General features: G+C 66.7%; 20 protein-coding genes. 10 read left to right on the top strand and 10 right to left on the bottom strand.

Features of this window, described 5'->3' with window-relative positions; genetic code table 11:
* Positions 1-86: 86 nt before the first annotated feature.
* Complete coding sequence (rsmI, locus tag IEW22_RS07415; RefSeq protein ID WP_188585963.1) at positions 87-935, top strand: 16S rRNA (cytidine(1402)-2'-O)-methyltransferase; 849 nt, start codon at positions 87-89, stop codon at positions 933-935.
* Between the two features lie 37 nt (positions 936-972).
* On the opposite strand, the gene IEW22_RS07410 is transcribed toward rsmI, so the two are convergent.
* The 3 genes from IEW22_RS07410 to metG are packed head-to-tail and all read right to left on the bottom strand — an operon-like array spanning position 973 to position 4,545.
* Positions 973-1,767, bottom strand: coding sequence for a phosphotransferase (locus tag IEW22_RS07410; RefSeq protein ID WP_188585962.1), 795 nt, complete (start codon positions 1,765-1,767; stop codon positions 973-975).
* Complete coding sequence (locus tag IEW22_RS07405; protein WP_188585999.1) at positions 1,764-2,942, bottom strand: aminodeoxychorismate synthase component I; 1,179 nt, start codon at positions 2,940-2,942, stop codon at positions 1,764-1,766. Before IEW22_RS07405 ends, IEW22_RS07410 begins: the two co-directional genes overlap by 4 nt.
* A gap of 49 nt (positions 2,943-2,991) precedes the next feature.
* A complete protein-coding gene (gene metG / locus IEW22_RS07400; protein WP_188585961.1) occupies positions 2,992-4,545 on the bottom strand; it encodes a methionine--tRNA ligase in 1,554 nt (517 codons plus the stop codon).
* A gap of 278 nt (positions 4,546-4,823) precedes the next feature.
* Between metG and IEW22_RS07395 the strand changes: the two genes are divergently transcribed.
* The 4 genes from IEW22_RS07395 (at position 4,824) to rsmA (ending at position 8,727) form a co-directional block, all read left to right on the top strand.
* Positions 4,824-5,672: a PhzF family phenazine biosynthesis protein gene (locus tag IEW22_RS07395; protein WP_188585960.1), complete on the top strand. Its 849-nt coding sequence runs from the start codon at positions 4,824-4,826 to the stop codon at positions 5,670-5,672.
* Positions 5,669-6,511 (top strand): TatD family hydrolase, encoded by an 843-nt coding sequence (locus IEW22_RS07390; RefSeq protein WP_188585959.1) that lies wholly within the window; start codon positions 5,669-5,671, stop codon positions 6,509-6,511. Before IEW22_RS07395 ends, IEW22_RS07390 begins: the two co-directional genes overlap by 4 nt.
* 201 nt (positions 6,512-6,712) lie before the next feature.
* Entirely contained in the window at positions 6,713-7,849 is a 1,137-nt protein-coding gene (locus IEW22_RS07385) for a resuscitation-promoting factor (protein ID WP_229742270.1), read from the top strand.
* A complete protein-coding gene (rsmA, locus tag IEW22_RS07380) occupies positions 7,822-8,727 on the top strand; it encodes a 16S rRNA (adenine(1518)-N(6)/adenine(1519)-N(6))-dimethyltransferase RsmA (protein ID WP_188585958.1) in 906 nt (301 codons plus the stop codon). The genes IEW22_RS07385 and rsmA overlap by 28 nt, the downstream gene beginning before the upstream one ends.
* Before the next feature lie 23 nt (positions 8,728-8,750).
* Here the strand turns inward: rsmA and IEW22_RS07375 are convergent, their stop codons facing one another.
* Positions 8,751-9,740 (bottom strand): TIGR03557 family F420-dependent LLM class oxidoreductase, encoded by a 990-nt coding sequence (locus IEW22_RS07375; RefSeq protein WP_188585997.1) that lies wholly within the window; start codon positions 9,738-9,740, stop codon positions 8,751-8,753.
* A 219-nt stretch (positions 9,741-9,959) separates the two neighbouring features.
* On the opposite strand from IEW22_RS07375, the gene IEW22_RS07370 reads away from it, so the two are divergent.
* Positions 9,960-10,883 (top strand): 4-(cytidine 5'-diphospho)-2-C-methyl-D-erythritol kinase, encoded by a 924-nt coding sequence (locus IEW22_RS07370; protein WP_229742269.1) that lies wholly within the window; start codon positions 9,960-9,962, stop codon positions 10,881-10,883.
* Positions 10,884-10,931: 48 nt separating this feature from the next.
* Here the strand turns inward: IEW22_RS07370 and IEW22_RS07365 are convergent, their stop codons facing one another.
* Positions 10,932-12,128 (bottom strand): MFS transporter, encoded by a 1,197-nt coding sequence (locus IEW22_RS07365; protein WP_188585957.1) that lies wholly within the window; start codon positions 12,126-12,128, stop codon positions 10,932-10,934.
* Between the two features lie 91 nt (positions 12,129-12,219).
* Between IEW22_RS07365 and IEW22_RS07360 the strand changes: the two genes are divergently transcribed.
* Positions 12,220-12,939 (top strand): helix-turn-helix transcriptional regulator, encoded by a 720-nt coding sequence (locus IEW22_RS07360; RefSeq protein ID WP_229742268.1) that lies wholly within the window; start codon positions 12,220-12,222, stop codon positions 12,937-12,939.
* Between the two features lie 3 nt (positions 12,940-12,942).
* Here the strand turns inward: IEW22_RS07360 and IEW22_RS07355 are convergent, their stop codons facing one another.
* From IEW22_RS07355 to IEW22_RS07345, 3 genes are all read right to left on the bottom strand, one after another.
* Positions 12,943-13,308: a cupin domain-containing protein gene (locus IEW22_RS07355; RefSeq protein ID WP_229742267.1), complete on the bottom strand. Its 366-nt coding sequence runs from the start codon at positions 13,306-13,308 to the stop codon at positions 12,943-12,945.
* A gap of 134 nt (positions 13,309-13,442) precedes the next feature.
* Positions 13,443-14,660 carry an acyl-CoA dehydrogenase family protein gene (locus tag IEW22_RS07350; protein ID WP_188585955.1) on the bottom strand — a complete coding sequence of 406 codons (1,218 nt, stop codon included), beginning with the start codon at positions 14,658-14,660 and terminating at the stop codon, positions 13,443-13,445.
* A complete protein-coding gene (locus tag IEW22_RS07345; RefSeq protein WP_229742266.1) occupies positions 14,648-16,885 on the bottom strand; it encodes an acetate--CoA ligase family protein in 2,238 nt (745 codons plus the stop codon). The genes IEW22_RS07350 and IEW22_RS07345 overlap by 13 nt, the downstream gene beginning before the upstream one ends.
* A 194-nt stretch (positions 16,886-17,079) precedes the next feature.
* Here IEW22_RS07345 and IEW22_RS07340 point away from each other — a divergent pair, with 194 nt between their 5' ends.
* Positions 17,080-17,721 (top strand): TetR/AcrR family transcriptional regulator, encoded by a 642-nt coding sequence (locus tag IEW22_RS07340; protein ID WP_188585954.1) that lies wholly within the window; start codon positions 17,080-17,082, stop codon positions 17,719-17,721.
* Here the strand turns inward: IEW22_RS07340 and IEW22_RS07335 are convergent.
* Together IEW22_RS07335 and IEW22_RS07330 are read right to left on the bottom strand one after the other, a co-directional pair.
* Positions 17,664-18,863, bottom strand: a complete 1,200-nt coding sequence (locus IEW22_RS07335) for an ABC transporter ATP-binding protein (protein ID WP_188585953.1) — start codon at positions 18,861-18,863, stop codon at positions 17,664-17,666. The genes IEW22_RS07340 and IEW22_RS07335 overlap by 58 nt on opposite strands.
* Positions 18,860-20,224, bottom strand: a complete 1,365-nt coding sequence (locus tag IEW22_RS07330) for an aspartate aminotransferase family protein (RefSeq protein ID WP_229742265.1) — start codon at positions 20,222-20,224, stop codon at positions 18,860-18,862. Before IEW22_RS07330 ends, IEW22_RS07335 begins: the two co-directional genes overlap by 4 nt.
* Before the next feature lie 153 nt (positions 20,225-20,377).
* On the opposite strand from IEW22_RS07330, the gene IEW22_RS07325 reads away from it, so the two are divergent.
* Together IEW22_RS07325 and IEW22_RS07320 are read left to right on the top strand one after the other, a co-directional pair.
* Positions 20,378-21,607, top strand: coding sequence for a polyamine ABC transporter substrate-binding protein (locus IEW22_RS07325; RefSeq protein ID WP_188585951.1), 1,230 nt, complete (start codon positions 20,378-20,380; stop codon positions 21,605-21,607).
* 3 nt (positions 21,608-21,610) lie between these two features.
* Positions 21,611-22,609, top strand: coding sequence for an ABC transporter permease (locus IEW22_RS07320; RefSeq protein WP_188585950.1), 999 nt, complete (start codon positions 21,611-21,613; stop codon positions 22,607-22,609).
* The last annotated feature ends 4 nt before the right edge of the window (positions 22,610-22,613 follow it).

Here is a 22,613-nt window from a genome sequence, read left to right as displayed (position 1 = left end):
CGAGGAGCTCATCGGTGCGGTCGGGGCGCGGACGCGCGATGAGTGTCGAGGCGAGGGTCACGCGGACAATCGTAGGCTGAGGTGTGATGAGCACCGACGAATCCGCCGGTCGACTGGTTCTCGCAGCGACCCCGATGGGCCAGACCGACGACGCCTCACCCCGGCTGCGGGCCGCGTTGGCGCAGGCCGACATCGTGGCCGCCGAGGACACCCGCCGCACCCGGGCACTCGCCTCGGCACTCGGCGTGGAGATCGGCGGGCGTGTCGTGAGCTACTACGACCATGTGGAGGCCGCTCGTACGCCGGCACTCGTCGAGGAGATCCGCGACGGTGCGACCGTGCTCGTGGTGACCGACGCGGGAATGCCGTCGGTCAGCGACCCCGGGTACCGGCTCGTCGCGGCGGCCGCGGCTGCGGGGTTGACGGTCACCTGCTTGCCGGGCCCGTCGGCGGTGACCACCGCGCTCGCGGTCTCGGGACTGCCGGTGGAGCGGTTCTGTTTCGATGGCTTCGCCCCGCGCAAACCGGGAGCGCGTAAACGGTGGTTGCAGACACTGGTCGCCGAGCCGCGCACAGTCGCCTTCTTCGAATCGCCGCACCGGCTCGCCTCGACGCTGGCCGACGCAGCCGACGTGCTCGGCGCCGACCGGCGAGCCGCGGTGTGCCGTGAGCTGACGAAAACCTACGAGGAGGTTCGGCGCGGGGGTCTCGCCGAACTCGCCGACTGGGCCGCCGACGGTGTGCGCGGGGAGATCACCGTGGTCATCGAGGGCGCGACTGATGTGGCCACCGACGAGCCGGAGGATCTCGTCGACCGGGTCGGGGAACTCGTCGACGAGGGAATGCGCCTCAAGGACGCCTGCGCGCAGGTGGCCGAGGAGTCCGGGGTGTCCAAGCGGGAGCTCTACCAGGCGGTGCTCGCGTCGCGGGAGTGACGCCCGACCATCCGGTGTCACGGGTGTGTCGGGGAACTCAGCCGGTGCATGCCGACCACATATCGGCCTGCAGGCGGCGAAGCGACAGACATGCCGAGAGGACCTCGGGGTGACGGTCGTGGCGGGGTGCCGGCCGCAACGGGGTGCGGCCGGTCATCAGGCACGCCTCATCCCATTCGACCGGTCCGCACCAGATGTCTTCGAAATCCGTCCAGCGCAGGCCCATCGCGGTCAGGTACACGTTGCCGGTGTGCGGGTCGCCGTGCAGCGGTTGCGTCGGTGCGGATGCGAGGACTTCGAGCAGAGAGTCGAGTTCGGCGCGGATCGCGGCCTGGCGCGGGGCGCTGAGAGGGATCCGGCCCAGCGCGCCGATGATGTCGCGTGCGGGCCCTCGGCCGGTGAGGTCGATCGACAGTGTGCTCAACGCGCGATGGATCGCGGTCAGAGAGTCACGGACAGCGGTGGGTTCGGGACGCTCGTCGAGTTTGGCGACATACGGCCAGAAGGTGACATGCCGATCCAGGACGGTATGAGGTCCGGGCGCGATGTCGCGCAATGGCGCGATGACCGGGAGACCGTGGGCCGCCAAGTGGCCCGTCACCGCCACCTCGATGCGCTGTCCGCCGAGGACGTCATCACGAAAGCGGTTCAGCTGGAAGGGGATACGTGCGACAACCGGCGCCGGCGCGAGGTGGACGATGAGGTTTGCCCGGTCGCGTAGAACCGTCGGATCGTCGCAACGCACGCCGAAGGACCTCGCCAGCTTCACTGTTGCGCTGACGAGTTCACCGGCAGAAGGTGCGACTGCGGCTTGTGGGCTGCCGGTGCTCATGCGCCGAGCGGGGTGAGATCGATCGTGGCGGCGGCCTTGTCGAGGCATTCCTGCCATTCCAGCTCCGGATCCGAGCCGATCGTGATGCCGCCGCCGACACCGAGTGTCGCGCGGCCATCCGGTGTCACGGCGACGGTCCGGATCGCGACGTTGAGGTCGATGTCGCCGCCGGGCGTGCGCATGCCGATGGCGCCGCAGTACACGCCGCGAGGGTTTGTTTCCCACTGGCGCAACAATTCTCGTGCGCGCAGCTTCGGTGTTCCCGTCACCGATGCCGGTGGGAAGGAGGCCTCGAGGAGGTCGGCGCACGACACGTCGTCGCGTAGCCGCGCCGAGACGGTCGACACCAGATGCCATACACCGGGTGCCGGATGCACAGCCAGCAGTTCAGTGACGGCAACCGATCCGGTGACGGCCACACGTCCGAGGTCGTTGCGCACGAGGTCGACGATCATGATGTTCTCGGCGACATCTTTGGCCGAGCTGCGCAGCAGCGCCGGATCGGCAGTGCGGGGGAGGGTCCCCTTGATCGGGCTCGATGTGACCCTTCGGCCCCGTGTGCGCAGATAGGTCTCCGGCGAGAACGAGGCTATCGATCCCCAATCGCCGTGCAGGAACGCGGCTTTGCGTGGCCGGTGACTGTGGACGCCATCGGCGAAGAAGCCGACGGCGGACCCGTCGAGCCGCCCGTCGAACCGCGTGCACACACACGCCTGGTAGATCTCGCCCGCGGCGATCGCCTCCTTACACGCGATGATCGCCTCGAGATGAGGTGCGCGCTCGGGGGCGTGCCAGGTTGCCGACCAGCTCTCGGTGCCGGTTCGGGGGCGATCACCGAGCACACTCTGCCGAACCCACTCCGGGCATGGCGCGCCGCCGACGTGGTGATAGACCCACACGCCGTCTCGACAGGCGAGCACACCCTCGGTGGCACCCGCACCGACGGGTGGCAGCTGCGACTGCGCCACCCGGTCGGGGAACGACCACCAGCCGAAGGAGAAGACCCCGCCGCGGTCCAGCAGGCTTGTGCCGCCGATGATCTCGATGCTCGGCGCGATGATCGCCGTGTGGCCGAACCAGTCGCCGATGACGGCCGCGGGTCCGGGCAGTCCACGGCTGCGTGCCCGCACGGACAGCGCGACGAGGGCGTCCTCGGGGGCGAGTCCTGCGCCGATCGTCTCGCCGGCGTCGAGAGCGAATCCGGCTCCCGTGCTCACCGCATCGTCACTGCTCGGTCTTCGCCTCGTACCGTGGGAACACCGGCGTCGGTGTCGGCAGTTCGGTACCCGCGTCGAGGCGATCGGTCAGGTGGGAGAAGTCGCGGGCGTTGTCGGACACCGCGAGGGTGTCGAGCACCTTGCCGCAGGCCTCGGGCATCACCGGCAGCGTCAGGATCGACGCGATCCGAACCACCTCGGCGCAGATGTAGAGCACAGTCCCGGCGCGGTCGGGGTCGAGTTTGACCGTCTTCCACGGTTCCTGTGCGGAGATGTAGCGGTTGGTCTCGGCGAGCACCTCCCAGGTGGCCTCGAGCGCGAGATGCATGGCTTGCCGGTCGTAATGCCAGCGCGTACGCGCGTGGAGTTCGTCGGCGCGGGCGAGGAGTTGCTCGTCTTCGTCGGTGAGGTCGCCCGGGACGGGGATCATGCCGTCGAAATACTTGCCGATCATCGAGCAGGTGCGCTGGGTGAGGTTGCCGTAGTCGTTGGCGAGGTCGGCGTTGATACGCGCGATGATCGCGTCGGTGGAGTAGGAGCCGTCTTGGCCGTAGGGCACCTCACGCAGGAAGAAATAGCGCAGGGGATCGAGGCCGAACTCGTCGATGAGGGTGTTCGGGTCGACGACGTTGCCGATCGACTTGCTCATCTTCTCGCCGCGGTTGAACAGGAAGCCGTGTGCGAACACCCGTTTGGGTACCTCGATGCCGGCGCTCATCAGGAAGGCCGGCCAGTACACGCAGTGGAACCGGATGATGTCCTTGCCGATGATGTGCAGGTTGGCCGGCCAGTACCGTTCGAACGTCGCGGTGTCGTCGGGGAAACCGACACCGGTGAGGTAGTTGGTGAGCGCATCGACCCACACGTACATGACGTGTTCGGGGTGATCGGGCACCGGGACGCCCCAATCGAAGGTGGTCCGGGAGATCGACAGGTCGGTGAGCCCGCCCTTGACGAAGCTGACCACCTCATTGCGGCGCACGTCGGGACCGATGTACTCCGGATGGGCCTCGTACAGGTCGAGGAGGTTGTCCTGGTACTTCGAGAGCCGGAAGAAGTAGGTCTGCTCCTCGGTCCAGGTGAGGACATGGCCGGTGTCGGTTGCGACCCGCTCACCCTTGTCGTTGACGCTGGTGTCGGCCTCAGCGTAGAAGGCCTCGTCGCGGACGTCGTACCAGCCTGAATAGGTGTCGAGGTAGATGTCGCCGGCTGCGGCCATCCGGTTCCAGATCGCCGCCGATGCCTTCTTGTGGTCGTCGTCGGAGGTGCGGATGAACCGGTCGTAGCTGGATCCGAGCCGATCCTGCAGTTCCTGGAACCTGTCGGAGTTACGGCGCGCGAGTTCGGCTGTGGGTACCCCCTCGGCGGCGGCCGTCTGCTGCATCTTCTGGCCGTGGACGTCGGTGCCGGTGAGGAAGCGTACGTCGAAACCGTCAAGCCGCTTGTAGCGGGCGATGGCGTCGGCGGAGATGTACTCATAGGCATGCCCGATGTGCGGTGCGCCGTTCGGGTAGGCGATCGCGGTGGTGAGGTAGAACGGGGTCTTGGAGTCAGCAGCCATAGTGCGTCCAGCTTATCGGGATGAGCCCGGTGTTCATACGGCACTCACTGCCGACTCCGGAGATGCAGCGGGTTGCCCGAGTCCCCAGTTCTTCGGGGATCCCGAGGCGGACGTCTACCTCGGCGGACGTATACGTCGGCGTGATGCCGAGAAAGGGGACTGCCGACACATCTACATCGGCGCCCCGTCGAAGAGTGGGACACATTGTCGCGGTGTGGTCGGTGTGGTCGGGATAATCCGCGTGACGTCGCGAGGGGCCATCTGGCACGATCGGTCTCATGAAGCGCCCGTTCGCCCAAGTCGACGTGTTCACCTCTGCGCCGGAGGAATCGGATGCTGTGACCGGCAATCCCGTTGCGGTGGTGCTGGATTCGACAGATTTGGCGGATGAGTCGATGGCGCAGTTCGCACGGTGGACCAATCTCTCCGAGACCACCTTCGTGCTCCCGTCCACCGACCCCGCCGCGGATTACCGACTACGTATCTTCACTCCCGGGGGCGAGCTCCCGTTCGCCGGCCATCCCACGTTGGGTTCGGCTCATGCGTGGCTCGCATCCGGTGGAAAACCGCAGGGAGACAGGATCGTTCAGGAGTGCGGTATCGGTCTGGTGGAATTGCGGGTCGACGGTGAACGACTGGCGTTCAAGGCACCGGAACTGCTGCGGTCCGGCGACGTGGACGATGCGACCATCGATCGCGCGCTCGAGGCGATCGGTGTGACGCGAGACGACTACGTGTCGAGCAACTGGGTCGACAACGGTCCCGGCTGGATGGGAATCGAACTATCCTCTGCACGTGCGGTTCTCGATCTGACGCCCGACTTCGCCAAGGTCGCGGACATGAAGATCGGTGTTTTCGGTCGGTATCCGAATGCCGCTCCCGCCGACATCGAGGTGCGCGGATTCATCCCGGCGGTCGGCGTCTCCGAAGACCCCGTCACCGGCAGTCTCAACGCCGGGCTCGCGGTGTGGCTGCGGTCGATCGAATCGGTGCCCGAGCACTACGTGGCCTCACAGGGAACTGTGCTGGGACGTTCTGGTCGCGTCTACGTCGACGACGAGGGTGCGGCCGGGATCTGGGTGGGCGGCACTAGCCGGACGATCATCGACGGTACCGTTCGCCTGTGAGCCGTAAGCGCAGAGAACCGCCGGCCGACCCGGATCGGCTGTTCCCCCTCATCGACGCCCACACGCACCTGGCGGCATGCGGGGGTCGTGACCCCGCCTCGGTGAAGGCCATCCTCGATCGCGCCGAGTCGGTGGGAGTGGCGCGGGTGGTCACCGTCGCCGACGACATGGTCGACGCACGCTGGGCCGTGGACGCCTCTGACTGGGATGTGCGGGCCTACGCCGCCGTCGCACTGCACCCCACCCATGCCGGCGATCTCGACGAGGCCGCGAAGGTGGAACTCGAGGAGATGGCTCGGCGTCCCCGCACGGTCGCCGTCGGTGAGACCGGCCTGGACTACTACTGGATCGGCAAGGATCCCGACACCGCCGACAAGGCGACCCAAGCGCAGTCCTTCGCCTGGCATATCGACCTGGCCAAGCGGGTGGGCAAGCCGCTGATGATCCACAACCGCGACGCCGATGAGGATCTACTCGACATCCTCGCCGCCGAGGGCGACCCGGACACCGTGATCATGCACTGCTTCTCCGGCGACGCCGATATCGCACGAGAATGCGTCTGGCGCGGCTACTACCTGAGCTTCGCGGGAACGGTCACCTTCACCAATGCGGCCTCGTTGCAGGAGGCGGCCCGAGAGGTGCCGTTGTCGCAGATCCTGGTGGAGACCGACGCACCGTTTCTCACCCCGCATCCGTTCCGCGGGGCGCCGAATCAGTCCTATGTGCTGCCCTATACCGTTCGCGGACTCGCCGGGATCCTGGGCGTCGACGAGCAGGTGCTGGCCGATGCCGTCACCGCGAATGCCTGCGACGCGTATTCCATCCCGTTGCCAACGTAACCACGTTTCGTTATCGTACTGTGATCGAAGGGTCCGTCAGCGGTCGCTACGTCCGGTTTACGCCGGTCGGATGCGCTGTCGGGAGCCTTCACCGCGATCACACGAGCGTAGTTCGTGTTGTGTTCGTGATCTCGCGGATAACGTCGGTGCGCTCCGCGCGCACAGACGGCACGTACTGCCCCCGATCAGGAACGAAGTCGATTGTCTGTACTGAAGAGCATCCACGGTGCCCACGCTCATCCTCATGCACCCAAGTTCCGGCTCGCTGTCGGCGGAGTGCTGACGACGCTCGTCGCGGGTGGCGTGATGGGCGTGGCCGCGCACAAGACGGTCACGCTCGATGTGGACGGCAAGCTGATGAAGGTCAGCACGATGAGTTCAGGCGTCAAGGAGATCCTCGAGTCGCAGGGGTATGCGCCGGGCGAGGGTGACCTGGTCACACCGTCGGTGTCGTCGTCGGTGGATGACGGCGAAACGATCGTCATGCACCGGCTCAAGACGCTGACGCTCGACGTGGACGGCCAGAAGCGCGAGGTGAAGACGACCGGTGTGACGGTCGAGGACGCACTCGCGCAGTACAACCTCGCCTCCTACGACAACGAGGTGGAAGCACCCCGCGACGAGACGCTGCCGGTGGCCGGCGGCGAGGTCAACGTGGTGCGGCCCAAGACCGTGACCATTCACGACGCCGGCGGCGTGGTGAAGAAGTCACTCGCGGCGAAGACTGTCGGGGACTTCGTCGCCGAGGCCACCGGGACCCCGCTCGCCGACACCGACAAGGTGAGCCCGGCGGCCGACACCCCGGTGACCGACGGGATGAACGTCACGGTCACCCGTATCCACACCGACCGCCAGACCTACATCCAGCCCATCGAGTTGCCTGCCCACGAAATCAAGGATCCGACGATGACCCAGGGCACCCGAACGATGGTCGACCCGGGCAAGCCGGGGGCGAAGTTCGTGTCCTACGAGGTGACCACCGTCAACGGTGACGTCACCAAGCGCGTGCCCGACGGCGAGTTCATCTTCGAGACCGGTGTCGCGCCGACCGTGCGTATCGGAACCAAGCCCGGCCCGCCCGCCGTGCCCGACGGCTCGGTGTGGGATCGCCTCGCGCAGTGCGAATCGACCGGCAACTGGGCGATCAACAGCGGTAACGGCTTCTACGGCGGCATCCAGTTCGACCAGAACACCTGGGATCGCTGGGGTGGCCAGCAGTACGCCGCCCGGCCCGACCTCGCCTCGCGTGAGGAGCAGATCGCCATCGCCGAGAAGACACTTGCCGCACAGGGGTGGGGTGCCTGGCCGGCATGCTCGTCGAGTCTGGGCCTGCGCTGAGCGACGTCACACTGCTGGGTCCGGTTCAGATACGTTCTCTCGCAGAAGAACTCGGGGTCCGGCCGACAAAGACGCTGGGCCAGAACTTCGTTCATGACGCGAACACGGTTCGTCGTATCGTTGCCGCCTCCGGGGTGGGTACCCACGACACCGTTCTCGAGGTCGGCCCCGGTCTGGGCTCGTTGACCCTGGGGCTGCTCGACACGGTGCATGAGGTGGTCGCCGTGGAGATCGATCCGAAACTCGCAGCCCGTTTACCCGCGACCGCATCGGAATTCGCCGGCGACCGGGCCGACCATCTCCATGTGGTCACCGCCGATGCGCTGCGGGTGTCGGCGGCCGACCTGCCTGCTACACCGACCGCCCTGGTGGCGAATCTGCCCTATAACGTCGCGGTTCCGGTTCTCCTGCATCTGCTGGCCGAGATGCCCTCCATCGCAACGGTTCTCGTGATGGTGCAGCTGGAGGTCGCCGACCGCCTCGCTGCTCCGCCGGGCAACCGCGTGTACGGGGTGCCCAGTGTCAAGGCACGCTTCTTCGGTGATGTGCGCAAGGCGGGGACGGTGGGGCGCAACGTCTTCTGGCCCGAACCCAATGTCGAGTCGGGTCTCGTGCGTATCGACCGCCGCGACGACCCGCGCTGGTCGAGCAATGACGACGCGCTGCGCCGACGCGTGTTCGCCGTCATCGACGCCGCCTTTGCCCAGCGGCGTAAGACATTGCGCTCGGCGCTGGCCGGATGGGCCGGTTCACCGGCCGAGGCCGAGAAACTTTTGCGGGCAGCCGATATCGACCCCTCGCTGCGCGGTGAACGTCTCGACATCGACGGCTTCGTCCGCCTCGCGGCAGCGGCCGAGGGGCGAGCTGCCGAGAGCTGAGCCCAGCTGCTGCGGCGACTCGGTCAGGCTGCGGCTGACCGGAGTTTCTCCAACAACGGTTGTGCGGCCTCGTCGAAGAATGCCTGCTGCGACTCCGCGCCCACCTGCACCAGAGCGATGTCGGTGAAACCTGCCTTCCAATAGGCGCTCATCGCCTCGACGATCTCGTCGAGATCGGGTCCGCAGGGAATCGAGCCGGCCACATCGTCGGGGGTGATGAACTGCGTCGCAGCGGCGAAGCCGGCGGTGGTGCGCAGATCGGAGTTGACGTCCCACCCGCCGCCGAACCAGCGGAACTGATCGTGGGCGCGCTCCCGCGCGGCGTCGCGGTCGCGGTCCCAGCAGATGGGGATCTGACCGATGGCACGTGCCGGGGCACCGATCGTGGGCGCCCCCTCGACGTCATTCCACATCGACACCAGCGACGGGTCGGGTTCGGTCGCGATCAGGTGATCGGCGATCGGTGCGAACTCCGAGATCGCACGCTCACCGGCCACGGCCACACCGATCGGTACCCCCTCGTCGGGCAGATCCCAGATCTTGGCCGAATCGACCTGGAAGAACTCGCCGCGATAATCGAGCAGTCCGCCCTCGTGCAGCGCGCGGATGATCTCGATCGCCTCCACCAACATCAGCTGCCGGTCGCCGACCGCCGGCCAGCCCTCGCCGACCACGTGCTCGTTGAGGTTCTCGCCACTGCCGAGTCCCAGCGTGAAGCGGCCCTCGGCGAGAATCTGCAAGGTTGCGGCCTTCTGCGCGACGATCGCCGGGTGGTAGCGGATGGTCGGACAGGTCACATAGGTCATCAGCTCGACGCGTTCGGTCGCCTGCGCGACCGCGCCGAGAACAGTCCACGCATAGGGTGCATGACCCTGCGACGACAGCCACGGGAAGTAGTGGTCGCTGGAGACTTCGAAGTCGAACCCTGCGGCCTCGGCGCGGACGGCATCGGCGACCAGTTGTCGCGGTCCGGCTTGTTCGGTCATGAGTGTGTAGCCGAATCGGACGGCCATGATCGCCTGCTTTCTCGAGTCAGCCACGACAGATCGGGATGGCGTGTATGGGCCGTGTACTGGACCCGAGAACAGCACCGTGACGCGTGGCAGACATCGGTCTCGCCGAATCTCGGTTGCCGTCACCACCGTACGCGGGCGCCCGGTGGTGTCGCGTCTCTCATCGCGACCGACCGCCACCGGTCGGGTGAGCATGCACCCGCCGATTAGGCTTGCACCGTGCTGTCAGTGGTTCCGCGAGCGGTGGTCGTGCGTGTGCCCGCCAAGATCAACCTCCATCTGGGCGTCGGCGATCTGCGTGCCGACGGGTATCACGATCTGCTGACCGTTTTTCACGCCGTCTCGCTCACCGATGTGGTGCGACTGGCGCCCGCCGAGGAGCTGACGGTGTCGGTGCGCGGGGACGGTGCCGCGGGGGTCCCGGCCGACGCCTCGAATCTGGCCGCACAGGCTGCGGTGGTGCTGGCCCGCCGCGCCGGGATCGAGCCTGCCGTGCACATCGAGATCGAGAAGGGCATCCCGGTGGCCGGCGGTATGGCCGGTGGCAGTGCTGATGCCGCCGCGGCGCTGTTGGGCCTGACTCGGCTGTGGCGGCTCGACGTCGAGCGCTCGGAGCTGATGTCGATCGCCGCGGAACTCGGCAGTGACGTTCCGTTCTCCCTGCAGGGCGGCACCGCTGTGGGGCACGGCCGCGGCGAGCGCCTCACACCGGCGTTGTCGCGAGGCGAACTGCATTGGGTCATCGCCGCATCACGCGAGGGATTGTCGACCCCGGCGGTGTACCGCGAGCTCGACCGTCTGCACGCCGAGCGCGGATCGGGTCCGGCCGAACTCGAACCGCCGGATGCGTTGTTGTCGGCGCTCGCTGCGGGTGACCCCGAGCGGGTCGCAGCGGCGATGCGCAATGATCTGCAGCCCGCCGCGATCTCCCTTCGGCCTGCGCTGCGCCGGACGCTGCGCGCCGGGATCGATGCTGGAGCACTGACCGGCATCGTGTCGGGTTCGGGCCCGACATGTGTTTTCATCTGCTCAGACGCCTCACACGCCATCGGTGTGGCGGCCGAATTGTCCGGTGCCGGAGTCGCTTCGGCTGTGCGCACCGCCTCCGGCCCGGTAGCCGGCGCACGCGTGGACAACGACTGACCGGTGGCCCGGGCGGAGTCGGGGCCACCGGTCGCGGGTGCGGCTTCCTCAGTCACCGACCTCGCGCAGCATGGACGACAGGGCAGCGGCGACGATCGGGAGGAATGCCAGCGCGACGAGCGCACCGCGCGGACCGTGCTGATCGGCGATGGCACCGAGAATCGGCATGAACAGGCCACCGGCACTGACCGCGAGTCCGAGGGTGACGCCTGCGGCGGTACCCGGGCGGGTCGGCAGGTAGTCCTGACCGAGTTTCACCAGCACCGCAAAAGGGATGTTGCCCACGAGTCCGACGAGCGCGACCACCGGTAGCGCCGCGTGGTAGTCGTGTGTGGCCAGCAGCAGCCAGAGCGCGGGCAACATCGCTGCACTGCCCACCTGAACCGTGCGCACCAGCCCGATCCGGTCGGCGAGCCGGCCGCCCACGAGAGTGCCCACGACCCCGCCGGCCAGTAACAGAGTGAGTGCGACCCCGCCGACCGCGCTGCTCGCGCCGAGATGGCGGATCCAGTACAGCGAGACAAAAGTGTTGAGGCCGAAGAAGATCGTCGAGCGGATGACCTCGACGGCGGTCAGCGTGGAGAACAGTCGCCAGCGGTCGGTGCCGGCGTGTGCGGTTGTGACGCCGTGGAGTACCACCGGGGCGCGGTGGTGTGCACGCAGCAGCACGAACCCCATCAGTATCGCCGGCGGGATGAACAGCGCTGTGGCGCCCAGTCCCAGTCCGTCCAGCGCCGGCGTCACGAGTGCGGGCGCGATGAAGAACCCGACGCTGCCGCCCGCGGCGAAGTAGCTCATCGCGGTGGCGCTGCCGCCCGCGCTGATGCGGGCGTCGCGCCCGGCGGGTGGGTGGAACATCGCCACCCCCACACCGGAGAGCAACAGGAGTATGAACACCACCGCGTAGTCGGAGAACAGGCCCGCGAGTCCGGCGCCGGCACCGGCCAGGGCGATCCCCGCCGGTGCCATCCACGGCATCCGGCGACGGTCGGCGAGCAGACCGATGCCGATCTGCGGGAGTGCGCCGCCGAGCGTCGCGGCGAGGGCCAGACCGGAGGCCTGCGAGTAGCTGAAGTGGCGCTCGAGTACGAAGAACGGCACTGCAGCAGGGATGAGGCCCTGGTAGAAGTCATCGACGGCGTGGGCGAATACCCACAGCCGCATCCGGCGCCAGGCCCCGTGGCCTGCGGGCGCCGCCCCCGTCGAGGGGCCGTCACTGGTGGTCGAGAGGGATTCACTGGACATGACGATCAGGATCGCGGGCAGGTCATCCTGCTCGCTTCCGGTAATCTGCCCAGTTATGTCGGAAATCCGCCACCTGCCGTTGCCGTCCGCCATGACGGAGCGACGGGCCGGTGGTGACGTCATCGATCGTCATGTGCACAACGGCCATCAGCTGATCTATGTCACCGGCGGCGTGCTCGCCATCCAGACTGATCGGGGTGCCTGGGTGGCATCGGTCCAGAGCGCACTGTGGGTGCCGTCGGGGATCTGGCACGAGCACCGCTTCTACGGACACTGCGAGTTCCACACGGTGGGTTTCGAGACGCTTCCGCCGCATCTGCCCGAGGACATGCCGGCCATCATCACCGTCGAGGGCTTGGTGCGGGAACTGATCGTGGCCATCTGCGCTCCCGACGCCCCGAGTGCGGAGATCCCGGCGATGCGCACCTTGCTCTCGGCGAGGCTCCGTCGCGGCCTCGCCCAGCCGCTGATGCTGCCCAACGCCACCGACCCGCGGCTGGTGGCGGCCTGCGCTGTGGTGAACAGTGATCTGTCGCGCCCGAGAACGCTCGGCCAGCTTGCCGCCGAGGTGAACACCAGCGAGCGGACCCTCTCGCGCCTGTTCCGGTCGGAGTTCGAGATGACCTATCCGCAGTGGCGCACCAAGATTCGGGTGTTCGCGGCGATGGTGCTGCTGGCGGACGGGGCGACGGTCACCCATACTGCGCACGCCTGCGGGTGGGCGACGGCGAGCGCATTCGTCGACGCGTTCCGCCGAGCGATGGGGACGACACCAGGCATCCATCGACTGTGCGCCGCCCCCATACGGTGAGGATCAGAAGATCGCGAAGACCTTCAGGATCTCCTCGTGCAGATCCCACACGCCGGACCAGCCCTTCGGGAAGAAGGCGCTCTCGCCGGCCTTCACCTCATAGGATTCGCCGCCGTCCTCGGTGACGGTCATCCGGCCGGTGATGACGGTGATGAACTCGTTCTCCTCCTGCAGCCAGCGAGATGGCCCGGGTGCGCACTTCCACAGGCCCACCTCGGCACCGTTCTCACCCGTCCACAAGGTGATGCCCGCGGTCGCCATCGGCGCACCGGTCGCCTCGGGTAATGGCCCCCAGTCCTCGAGTTCGATGGATGTCGGGTCGGAGACCAGGATGGTGGCTACCGCAGTCGCAGGGGATTCTGTTGACATGATGGACCTTTCGTCGGGTGATAAGAGTGCGTGATGGTGGAGCGGTCGTGGTGGATAGTTGGGAGTGGTGGACAGGTGGGAGTGGTGGACAGACGGTCGTGATCGACAGTCGGGCGGGATTGCGGGAGGCGAGTCTAGGAGACCGCCGTGGCGACAGCCTCCGACGGCGTTGTCTGACAGGTGTTCGCGAGTAGGGCGTGTGGTCCTCGGTTGAGCAGCGCGCGACCGACGATGAGCCGCTGCAGTTCGCTGGCGCCCTCCCAGATCCGCTCGACTCGGAGTTCGCGATACATCCGTTCGGCGACGTTCTCGCGCATGTAGCCGCGACCGCCGAAGACCTGCACCGCGCGGTCGGCGACTCGGCCGGCCATTTCCGAGCAGTACAGCTTTGCCATGGATGCTTTGCCGTGTAACGACTTTCGGTCGTCGCCGGCGTCCACGCAGCGCGCCACCGCGTACAGCATCGAGCGCGCGGCGAACAGCTCGGTGGCCGAGTCGGCGAGCATTGCCGTCACCAGCTGATGCTCACCGAGCCGAACCCCACCCACCTCACGCGAGGCGGCGAACGTGCTCATCTCGTCGACCAGACGCGAGGCTGCGCCGACACACCGTGCGGCGACCATGATCCGTTCGAACCGGAACCAGTCCTGGGTGAACAGCATCCCCTCGCCCTCCCCTCCGATCAGCTGGTCGGCGGGGACCACCACGTCGGTGAACGACACGATCGGGTGTTCGTCGGCGATGGTGTGCGTGTAGGCCGGACTCCGCACCACCTCGATCCCCGGCGAGGGCAGATCGACCACGAACAGAGCGTGTTCGCCGTCGTGCGGTCCGCCGCGCAGGACGGCCTGAACGATCGCGTAGTCGGCGACGTTGTAGGACGTCACATGCCATTTGACCCCGTTGAGCACGTAGTCGTCGCCGCGTCGGACCGCGGTGGTCGACAGGGCCGATACGTCGGAGCCCGCGAATTCCTCTGTGATCGCGTAGCACTCATGCCGGTGGCCCGCGACTGCGGGAAGCAGCCACTGGCGGCGTTGATGATCGGTGGCCACCGCAGCCCACCACTGGGGAGGGGTGTGCATGACCCATCCGAGGCCGTTGGTGACCCTGCCCACCTGCTCCTGTACGAGTACCTGCGCCAGCATCGACAAGCCTGGCCCGCCCACCGACTCGGGCATGTTCGTGGCGTAGAGCCCGCGTTCGAGTGCCGTGTTGTGTAGCCGGGTGGTGACCTCGGGAGGCAGTGTGCCGCCTGACATCTCCGCTTGTACTTCGTAGACCATCAGCTCGTCGGCGAATTCGGCCGCCGCGTCGCGCAGACGCGTCTCGTCGGCACTCAGGCTGTACATGTGTGCTCCTCATGATGGGGAAGTGGCGGTGGGGACATCGTCGTCGGCACGAGCAGCGTGTCGACCGCGCACGCTCCCGAGGGTGTGACGATCACGGGGTTGAACTCGATGGCGCCCACCGCATCACCGATCTCGGTCGACAGCAGTGACACCGCGACGATCAGCCTGTGCAGCGCCGCGGCGTCGACCGGTGGTGACCCGCGAAATCCCGGTAGAAGCGTGGCGATTCGTAGCCGGCCCACCAGTTCGGCGGCGGTGGCTGTGTCGACGGGAGGCAGTGCCGCCGCCCGATCGGCGAGCAGTTCGATCATCACGCCACCGGCGGCGACGAGGAGCAGCGGACCCAGTGGCCCACCACCGACGATTCCCACGGAGAGTTCCACCCCCGACGGCGCCATGGACGACACCGTGACCCGGTCGCCGAGGGCGGCCGACATCGCGAGGTAGGCCCGCGACAGTGCCGCCTCGTCGCTGAGTGCGAGTACGACCCCGCCGACATCGGATTTGTGCGCCACTGCGGGATTCGCCGTCTTCAGCGCCACCGGCCACCCGATCTCGGTGGCGGCCGTGAGGACCTCTGGAAGGCTCGTGCACTCCCTGGTCGAGGGGTGGTCGATCCCGTAATCGTCGAGCAGTGTGGTCATCTCGATGGTGTCGAGCGGTGTGGGGTCGGTGAGTCTGGTGCGCCACCGATGTGCCCGCACGGGGTCGATCTCGTGGCCGCGCGGACGAATCGCGTGGGCGCGGCGGCGCGGTGCGTCCAACAGATGCGCGAGCGCCGGCAGGCCCGACCGAATGCCCTCGAGGACCGGTACGCCCGCTCCTCGCAGTCGGGCGGCAACAGCAGCATCGAGAGCAGAGGGGAGGCCGGTGAGGGCAACGACCGGCTCGTCGGTGGCGGCGGCCGCGTCGAGGAGGGCGTCTGCGTAGGCGGTGTCACCGTCATACTCCGCGACGAAATCGACTGCGAGAGCGGCGACCCCGACGCCGGGGTCGTCACTCAATGCGGTCAGGCATGAGCTGAACAACTCACGGGAGTCGTGTCCGGTACCCCACACGTCGAGGGGGTTGATCGGCAGCAGTCCCGGGTCGAGCCGGGCGGCAAGACGTTCGGTGGTTTGCTCGGTGATCTGTGCCACCGGTGTGCCGAGCTCCGTGGCGAGATCGACCAGGAGACTGCGCTCTGCACCGGAGTCGTGGACGGCGGCCAGCCCCGTCCCCGCGGCATGTGCGGTGCGTCGCGGCGAGGAGAACAGTTCGAGCGTGTCGGTGAACTCGCCGAGGTCACCGGTGCGTACCGCGCCGACGTCGGCGCACAGCGCATCCCACATCGCGAAGTCGCCGGCGATCGCACCGGAATGTGCGGCGACCATTGCCGATCCGGCCGCCGAGGTCCCGGTCGCCAGGATCACCACGTCAACTCCCTGTGCGACGGCGTTGCGCAGGGACGCGCGCAGCCGCTCGCCGTCGCGCACTGTCTCCAGGATCAGCGCGAGGACCCGCGTGCGGCCGGTGGCCACGGCATGATCGACGTAGTCGGCGGTGGTCGTCACGATCTCCTGACCCGAGGAGACCGCAAGATCGAAACCCAGGCCGCGGTCGGTGCGCAGCATGGTCGAGAACATCGAGCCCGAGTGGGTGATGAGGGTGATCGGCCCCGTCGGCAGGTCGGTGCGCTCGACGTAACCCAGGGCGCGCAGTCCCTTCCCGACATTCCAGAAGCCCATACATCCGGCCCCGCACAACGACATCTCCGCCTCCGCGCAGATGTCGGCGAGGCGTTCACGCAGCCCGGGTGCGTGCGCCGAGCCGAAGACCACCGCCGAGGACGCACCCACGTCGGCCGCGGCACGCAGTTGACTCTCGAGCGCGTCGTCCCCGACACCGAGGAGCACCAGGTCGGGCGCGGTGTCGAGGTGATCGAGTGAGGGCAGACAGCACCGGTCGGCGACACGAGTGTGTCGTGGGTTCACCAGCGAGACCTCTCGGTTGCCGCGCGATCGCAGTACCTCGATCACCATGCGCTCGCCGAATGACCCCGGTCGTGGACTGGCGCCGACCAGCGCGATGTGATGCGCATTCAGCATGGCCGAAACCGATTCGGCCGGTGGGCGATACATCCGGGCGGCGACGTGATGTGCGCATGCTGCGCCGGAGGAATCGTGGGTCGATCCGGTCTGCGGCGACGACGGCGGCGCGGTCGGTGCGACGACGAGTCGTTCCATGCTGCCCCCGGGGATCGGTCGGATCGTCAGCTCTTTGACTGACTGTTCAATCGAATCACCGTGATATAGTGCGTGCAATATGTGGCGTGTGACAAGCGTGTGAAATCTTGTCCGTAGAAGTCTCTGTAGTGCAACGCATTTCACAGTCGACCGCCGTGCTGATCGCGCGGCGGTCCAGTAGGGATGGGAAGTCGATGGCCGAGGCGGCAAGTGCGACCAAGGACAACGAAGAACGTCGTCGCAGCATTCTCGCCGCGGCAGCCGAACTGATGTGTGAGCGTGGGTTCGCCGACACGCGTATCGCCGATGTCGCCAAACGATCTGAAGTCTCCTCGGCGCTGGTCATCTACTACTTCGGTACTCGCGACCGGTTGCTCGTGGAAGCACTGACCCTCTACGAGGAGGAGTTCTACCGCGCGATGTCGGAGACGATGTCGAATGCGCCGGCATTCGCCGACCGCATCGACCGCATCGTCAGCTCATGCTGCGTGGCGCGGGCCGATGACGAGTCACCGGGTGATTGGGGTCTGTGGCTCGACGTATGGGCCATGGCCACAAGGCATCCGGAGATCGCCGCGGTGCGCAAGCTCCAGGACACCAAGTGGCGTGCCCTTCTCGAAGACGTGGTCCGCGAGGGGATCGAGTCGGGTGAGATTCCCGAGGTCAACGCGCGCTACTTCGCACTCACGTTCACCGCACTGCTCGACGGACTGGCCATCCAGTGCGCTCTCGCCGACTCGGAGGTGACCCCCGCGGTGGCCTATGAGATGGCCATGTCCTATGCCGAGACCGCGCTGGACGTCGAGTTACCGCGGTTGATGCGTTCGGCGAGCTGAGCGTCGGTCTGAGGTCGTGCCGCGACGTCGTCGGGCAACAGCCGTACCGCGTCGCGAGTGAACGAACACTGCACCGGGGAACCGGTGGTCAGTGATACGGGTGCGGCCGAGTTGGTGACCTCCACGGTCAGTCGCGTGCCGTCGGGGGTGCGTGTGTGCACCTGTGAACTCGACCCCAGGTACACCACGTCGGTGACCACGGCATCCACCCGATTGTGATCGGCGTCCACGGGCGCGCCACGGTCGCGCAGGGTGATCTGCTCGGGGCGGATCATCAGGGTGGCAGGCCCCGCGGACAGTCCGGTGGCCGCTCGGGCATGGACGAGCGTGCCGAACGCCTCACAGACCGCGTGTTCGGAATCGACCCGTAGCACGGTCGCCTCGACAAGGCTTGCGTGACCGATGAATCGGGCCACATATGCCGTCGCCGGTGCGGTGTAGACCTCATGCGGCGTACCCACCTGATGGATCACGCCGTCGGCCATCACCGCCACCCGGTCACTCATCGACAGTGCCTCCTGCTGATCGTGGGTCACGTGGACGAATGTGGTTCCCAGCGAACGTTGTAACGATCGCAGCTCGAGTTGCAACTGTGCGCGCAGTGCGGCGTCGAGTGCCCCCATCGGCTCGTCGAGCAGCAGGACCGCCGGCCGCAACACCAGTGCGCGGGCCAGCGCCACACGCTGTTGCTGACCGCCGGAGAGCTGGGCGGGCCGGCGATCGGCATGGGCGCGCAACTGAACGATGTCGAGTGCCTCGGCCACGCGGCGTCGTGCCTCGGCACCACGCACGCGTCGGTATTTCAGGCCGAAGGCGACGTTGTCGGCGACGGTCATCAGTGGGAACAGTGCATAGTTCTGGAACACCGTGTTGACCGCGCGCCGATGTGGCGGCGATGCGGTGATGTCGCGGCCGTCGAGTGTGATGGTGCCGGCGTCTGGTCGCTCGAAGCCGGCGATCATGCGCAGTGTCGTCGTCTTGCCACATCCGGAAGCGCCTAGAAGAGAACAGAATTCACCGGCGGCGATGTCGAGGTCGATGCCGGCGACGGCCGTCGCCTCGCCGTAGGACTTGTGTATTCCGCGCAGGCTCAGTGCGCCCGGGGGAGTGCCTGTCGGTGCCGTGGCGTCGTTGGTGATCATGCGAGTACCTCCTCGGCGATGACCGCCAGGCGTTCGAAATTGGTGACGAGACGATCCACGTCGGCGTGGGTGTGGGCCACGGAGAGCAACCACTGTTCGACCTTGCCCCATGGTGGCAGAAAGACGCCGCCGTTGTGCTGTATCAGCCAGTGCAGCTGTCCCCAGCGGTCGTCGAGTTGTAAGAACTCGCGATAGTCGGTCACCGGGGTGGGGGAGAAGATCACACATCCCTTGGCGCCCACCGACTTCACATGCCACGCCAGTCCGTGTGCGGCGATGACGTCGGTGATCGCCGCACTGGCGTGTGCGGCGAGGTCGGCGAGGTGGCGGTATGCGGAGTCGTCGAGAACTTGGTAGACGTTGGCGCGCGCCGCGGCCATCGCCAGTGGATTGCCGTTGAACGTGCCCACCTGTTCGTAGATGCCATCGGCGATGGCGGACATGACGTCGGATGTACCGCCGATGGCTGCGGTGGAGAGCCCACCGCCGAGTGACTTCGCGAGACAGATGATGTCGGGACGGACACCGAAGCGGGCGGTGGCACCGCCGGGACCGGCGGTGAAACCGGTCTTGACCTCGTCGAATGTGAGTAACGCCCCCGCCGAGTGCAGTGTGTCGCGCAACCCGGCGAGGTAGCCGGGCTCGGGGGTGATGATGCCGGCGTTCATCATCACCGGCTCCACGATCATCCCCGCCACCTGCCCGGGGTTCTCGTCGAGAATTCGTCGCACCGCGTCGAGATCGTTGAAGCCGACGATGCGGGTGAGCTCGGTGATCGCCGTGGGTATGCCGGTACTCGATGGCACGCTCTCGGGCCGGTGCGCCGGACCGGCTTCGTCGAGGTCTGGACTCACCGACACCTGAACGGAGTCGTGGTGGCCGTGATAGCAGCCCTCGACCTTGATGATCATGTCGCGGCCGGTGACCGCCCGCATCAGATGTACCGCATCCATGGTCGCCTCGGTTCCGGAGTTGGCGAATCGCCACAGCGGCAGGTCGTATCGCTGCGCGAGCGACCGGGCCACCCACAGGGCGTCCTCGGTCGGCTGAGCGAAGTGCGTGCCCCGGGAGACCTGTTCGGTGACCGCGGCGACGATCGCCGGATGGGCATGACCGGCGATCCCGGCGCCGTACCCGCCGTGCAGATCCACGTACTCGTTGCCGTCCACATCCCAGATATGCCCGCCCGCACCGTGATCGAGCCACACCGGCTGGGGATCGGCGATCTGCCAACTCGACGTGGCACCGCCGGCGAGCACGTCGGTGGCCGCGGTGCCGAGCGCGGAGCCGCGTGGCTGACGACGGATGAAGATGTCGCTCTCCGACGCGATGGCCGCGTCGAGTGTTGCCGAAGCTGACATAGACGTAACCATCGCGAAACCTCCGGAGTGACGGGAGAAGTTAGATTGACTGAGCGTTCAGTCGGTGCCTTCTCGGCGAGCTTAGATGCCGCAGATGCCTGACACAACACTCGCGATACGGGATCTTCCCGTCCGGCCAGATGAGGTTCCGCTATGCCGTCGCCACGGACCAGTAGGCGCGAATTCCTCCGCGCAGCAGCACTTCTCGGAATAAGCGCGCCGGTGCTCTCGGCCACGCTGCAGGGATGCGCAAAGCGTGGTGACTCCGCCACCGCCACGACTCTGACTCTCGCCTCCCCCGATCACCCGGTGACGTGGCCGATCGCCTCGGACAACCAGCCGATCGCCGACGGACTCGCACCCGAGAAAGGGCCGTTGCTCGTCTACAACTATCCTGACTACATCGCACCCGATGTGGTGAAGAGTTTCGAAGAGCGGTACAAGGTCAAGGTGGAGGTCTCGACCTTCAACGACGCCGACGAGTCGATCGCCAAGATCCGTACCGGCGCGGTTCCCTTCGACGTCTACATCCCCAGCTACGACCAGATCTCGAAACTGGTGACGGCCAAGCTGATCCGTCCGCTCAACCACACCTATCTGAGCAACATCGACAATGTGTGGCCGACGTTCACCAACCCGTGGTACGACCAGCAGTGGCGCTATACGGTGCCCTACACCGTGTACACCACCGGCATCGCCTGGAGCTCCGACGCTATCGGTGAGGACATCTCGACGCTGAGCAATCCGTACGAGTCGTTGTGGAATCCGGCGTACAAGAACAAGGTCGGGCTGATCGACGACTGGCACACGGCCATGGCGATGGTGTTGCTGCGTGACGGAATCGATGACGTCAACACCGATTCGAAGCAGAACCTCGACAAGGTGGCACAGGGGCTGTCGGATATGAAGAATGCGACCAACCCCAAGGTCACCTCGGATATGTACACCCAGTTGCCCGCAGGTCAGCTCGGCATCTCGCAGATGTGGTCGGGTGATGCCGTCAACGCGCAGTACTACCTGCCCAAGGGGCAATCCGCCGACATCCTCCGGTACTGGTTCCCCGAGGATGGCAAGGGTTTGGTCGACAACGACCTGATGGTGGTGATGCGCGGCGGGAAGAACCCGGTGCTCGCACATCTGTTTCTGCAGCACATGCTCGACACCGACAATGCCACGAAGAACTTCTCCAGCATCGGATATCAGCCCCCGCAGCGCACTCTCGACACCAACACCCTCGTCGCACAGGGATATCTGCCGCAGAGCCTGTCGCAGGCGGCGGTGCGTGAGGACTGGTTCACCGGCGGGTACCGGCTGCTGGAACTCGCCCCGGCCAATGATGCCGCCTGGCACACCGTGTGGCAGTCGTTCAAGGCGGGGGTGTGAGACATGAGCGTCGAGCCCGACGTGGCGAGCACGTCACCGCCTGATACTGCTGCTGCGACCGACGGACCCACGCAGGCGCGGCCGCACGGGCGCCGTCGAAGCCGACGGCACGGACGGCGCCTGGACCTGGGTGTCGCGTTCGCGATGCCGGGGACGCTGTGGTTGCTGGCATTTTTCATCGCACCGCTCTACGTGGTCCTCGCCGTCGTGTTCGGACATGTCGACCCGGTCTTCCGCACCGCGGCACCGGAATGGGATCCGCGCTATTGGGATCCCGCGCAGTTCACCTACGTGTTGCGACACATCGTCGGCCCCGAAGGCATCTTCGGGCCGGCCCTGCTGCGCACCCTGGTCTACGTGGCGGTGGCGAGTGTGGTGTGCGTGTTCGTCGCGCTGCCGATCGCCTACTTCGTCGCGCGACTTGCCGGCCGGTGGCGAGGGCCGTTGCTGGCGTTGCTCATCGCGCCGTTCTGGATCAGCTACATGATGCGGATGCTCGCGTGGGTGAATCTGCTCGCCGTCGACGGACTGGTCAACAAGGTGCTGAGTCTGGGTGGACTGCTGCCGACCCATATCGACTGGCTCTCCGGACGTGCGTTCGTGGTGATCCTCGGTCTGGTCTACGGATATGTGCCCTACATGGTGGTGCCGCTGGTCGCCGGATTGAGCCGGCTGCCCGACTTGGCGATCGAGGCGGCGCGCGACCTCGGGGCCAGTCGCACCGATGCGTTCTTCCGTGTCACCCTGCCGATGACGCGACCCATCATTATCGCCAGCCTTCTGCTCACCTCGTTGCCGATGCTGGGGGACTACTTCACCAACGACCTGCTCTCGGGATCACCGCGCACATCGATGGTGGGCAACCTCATCAACGAGACGGTCCTGACGCCCGGACAGACCGGGCAGGCGGGCGCATTTGTGCTCCTCGTGCTGCTGGTGTGCCTGTTGCCGATGCTGTACTACATCCGATCGGTCTCCCGGTCCGACGGATTCGCGATGTGAGGAG

Origin of the sequence: Gordonia jinhuaensis, from assembly GCF_014639795.1 — a bacterium.
Lineage (GTDB): Bacteria > Actinomycetota > Actinomycetes > Mycobacteriales > Mycobacteriaceae > Gordonia_B > Gordonia_B jinhuaensis.
Note: the sequence above shows the minus strand (reverse complement) of the source record. Positions and strands in the feature narration are given on the sequence as shown.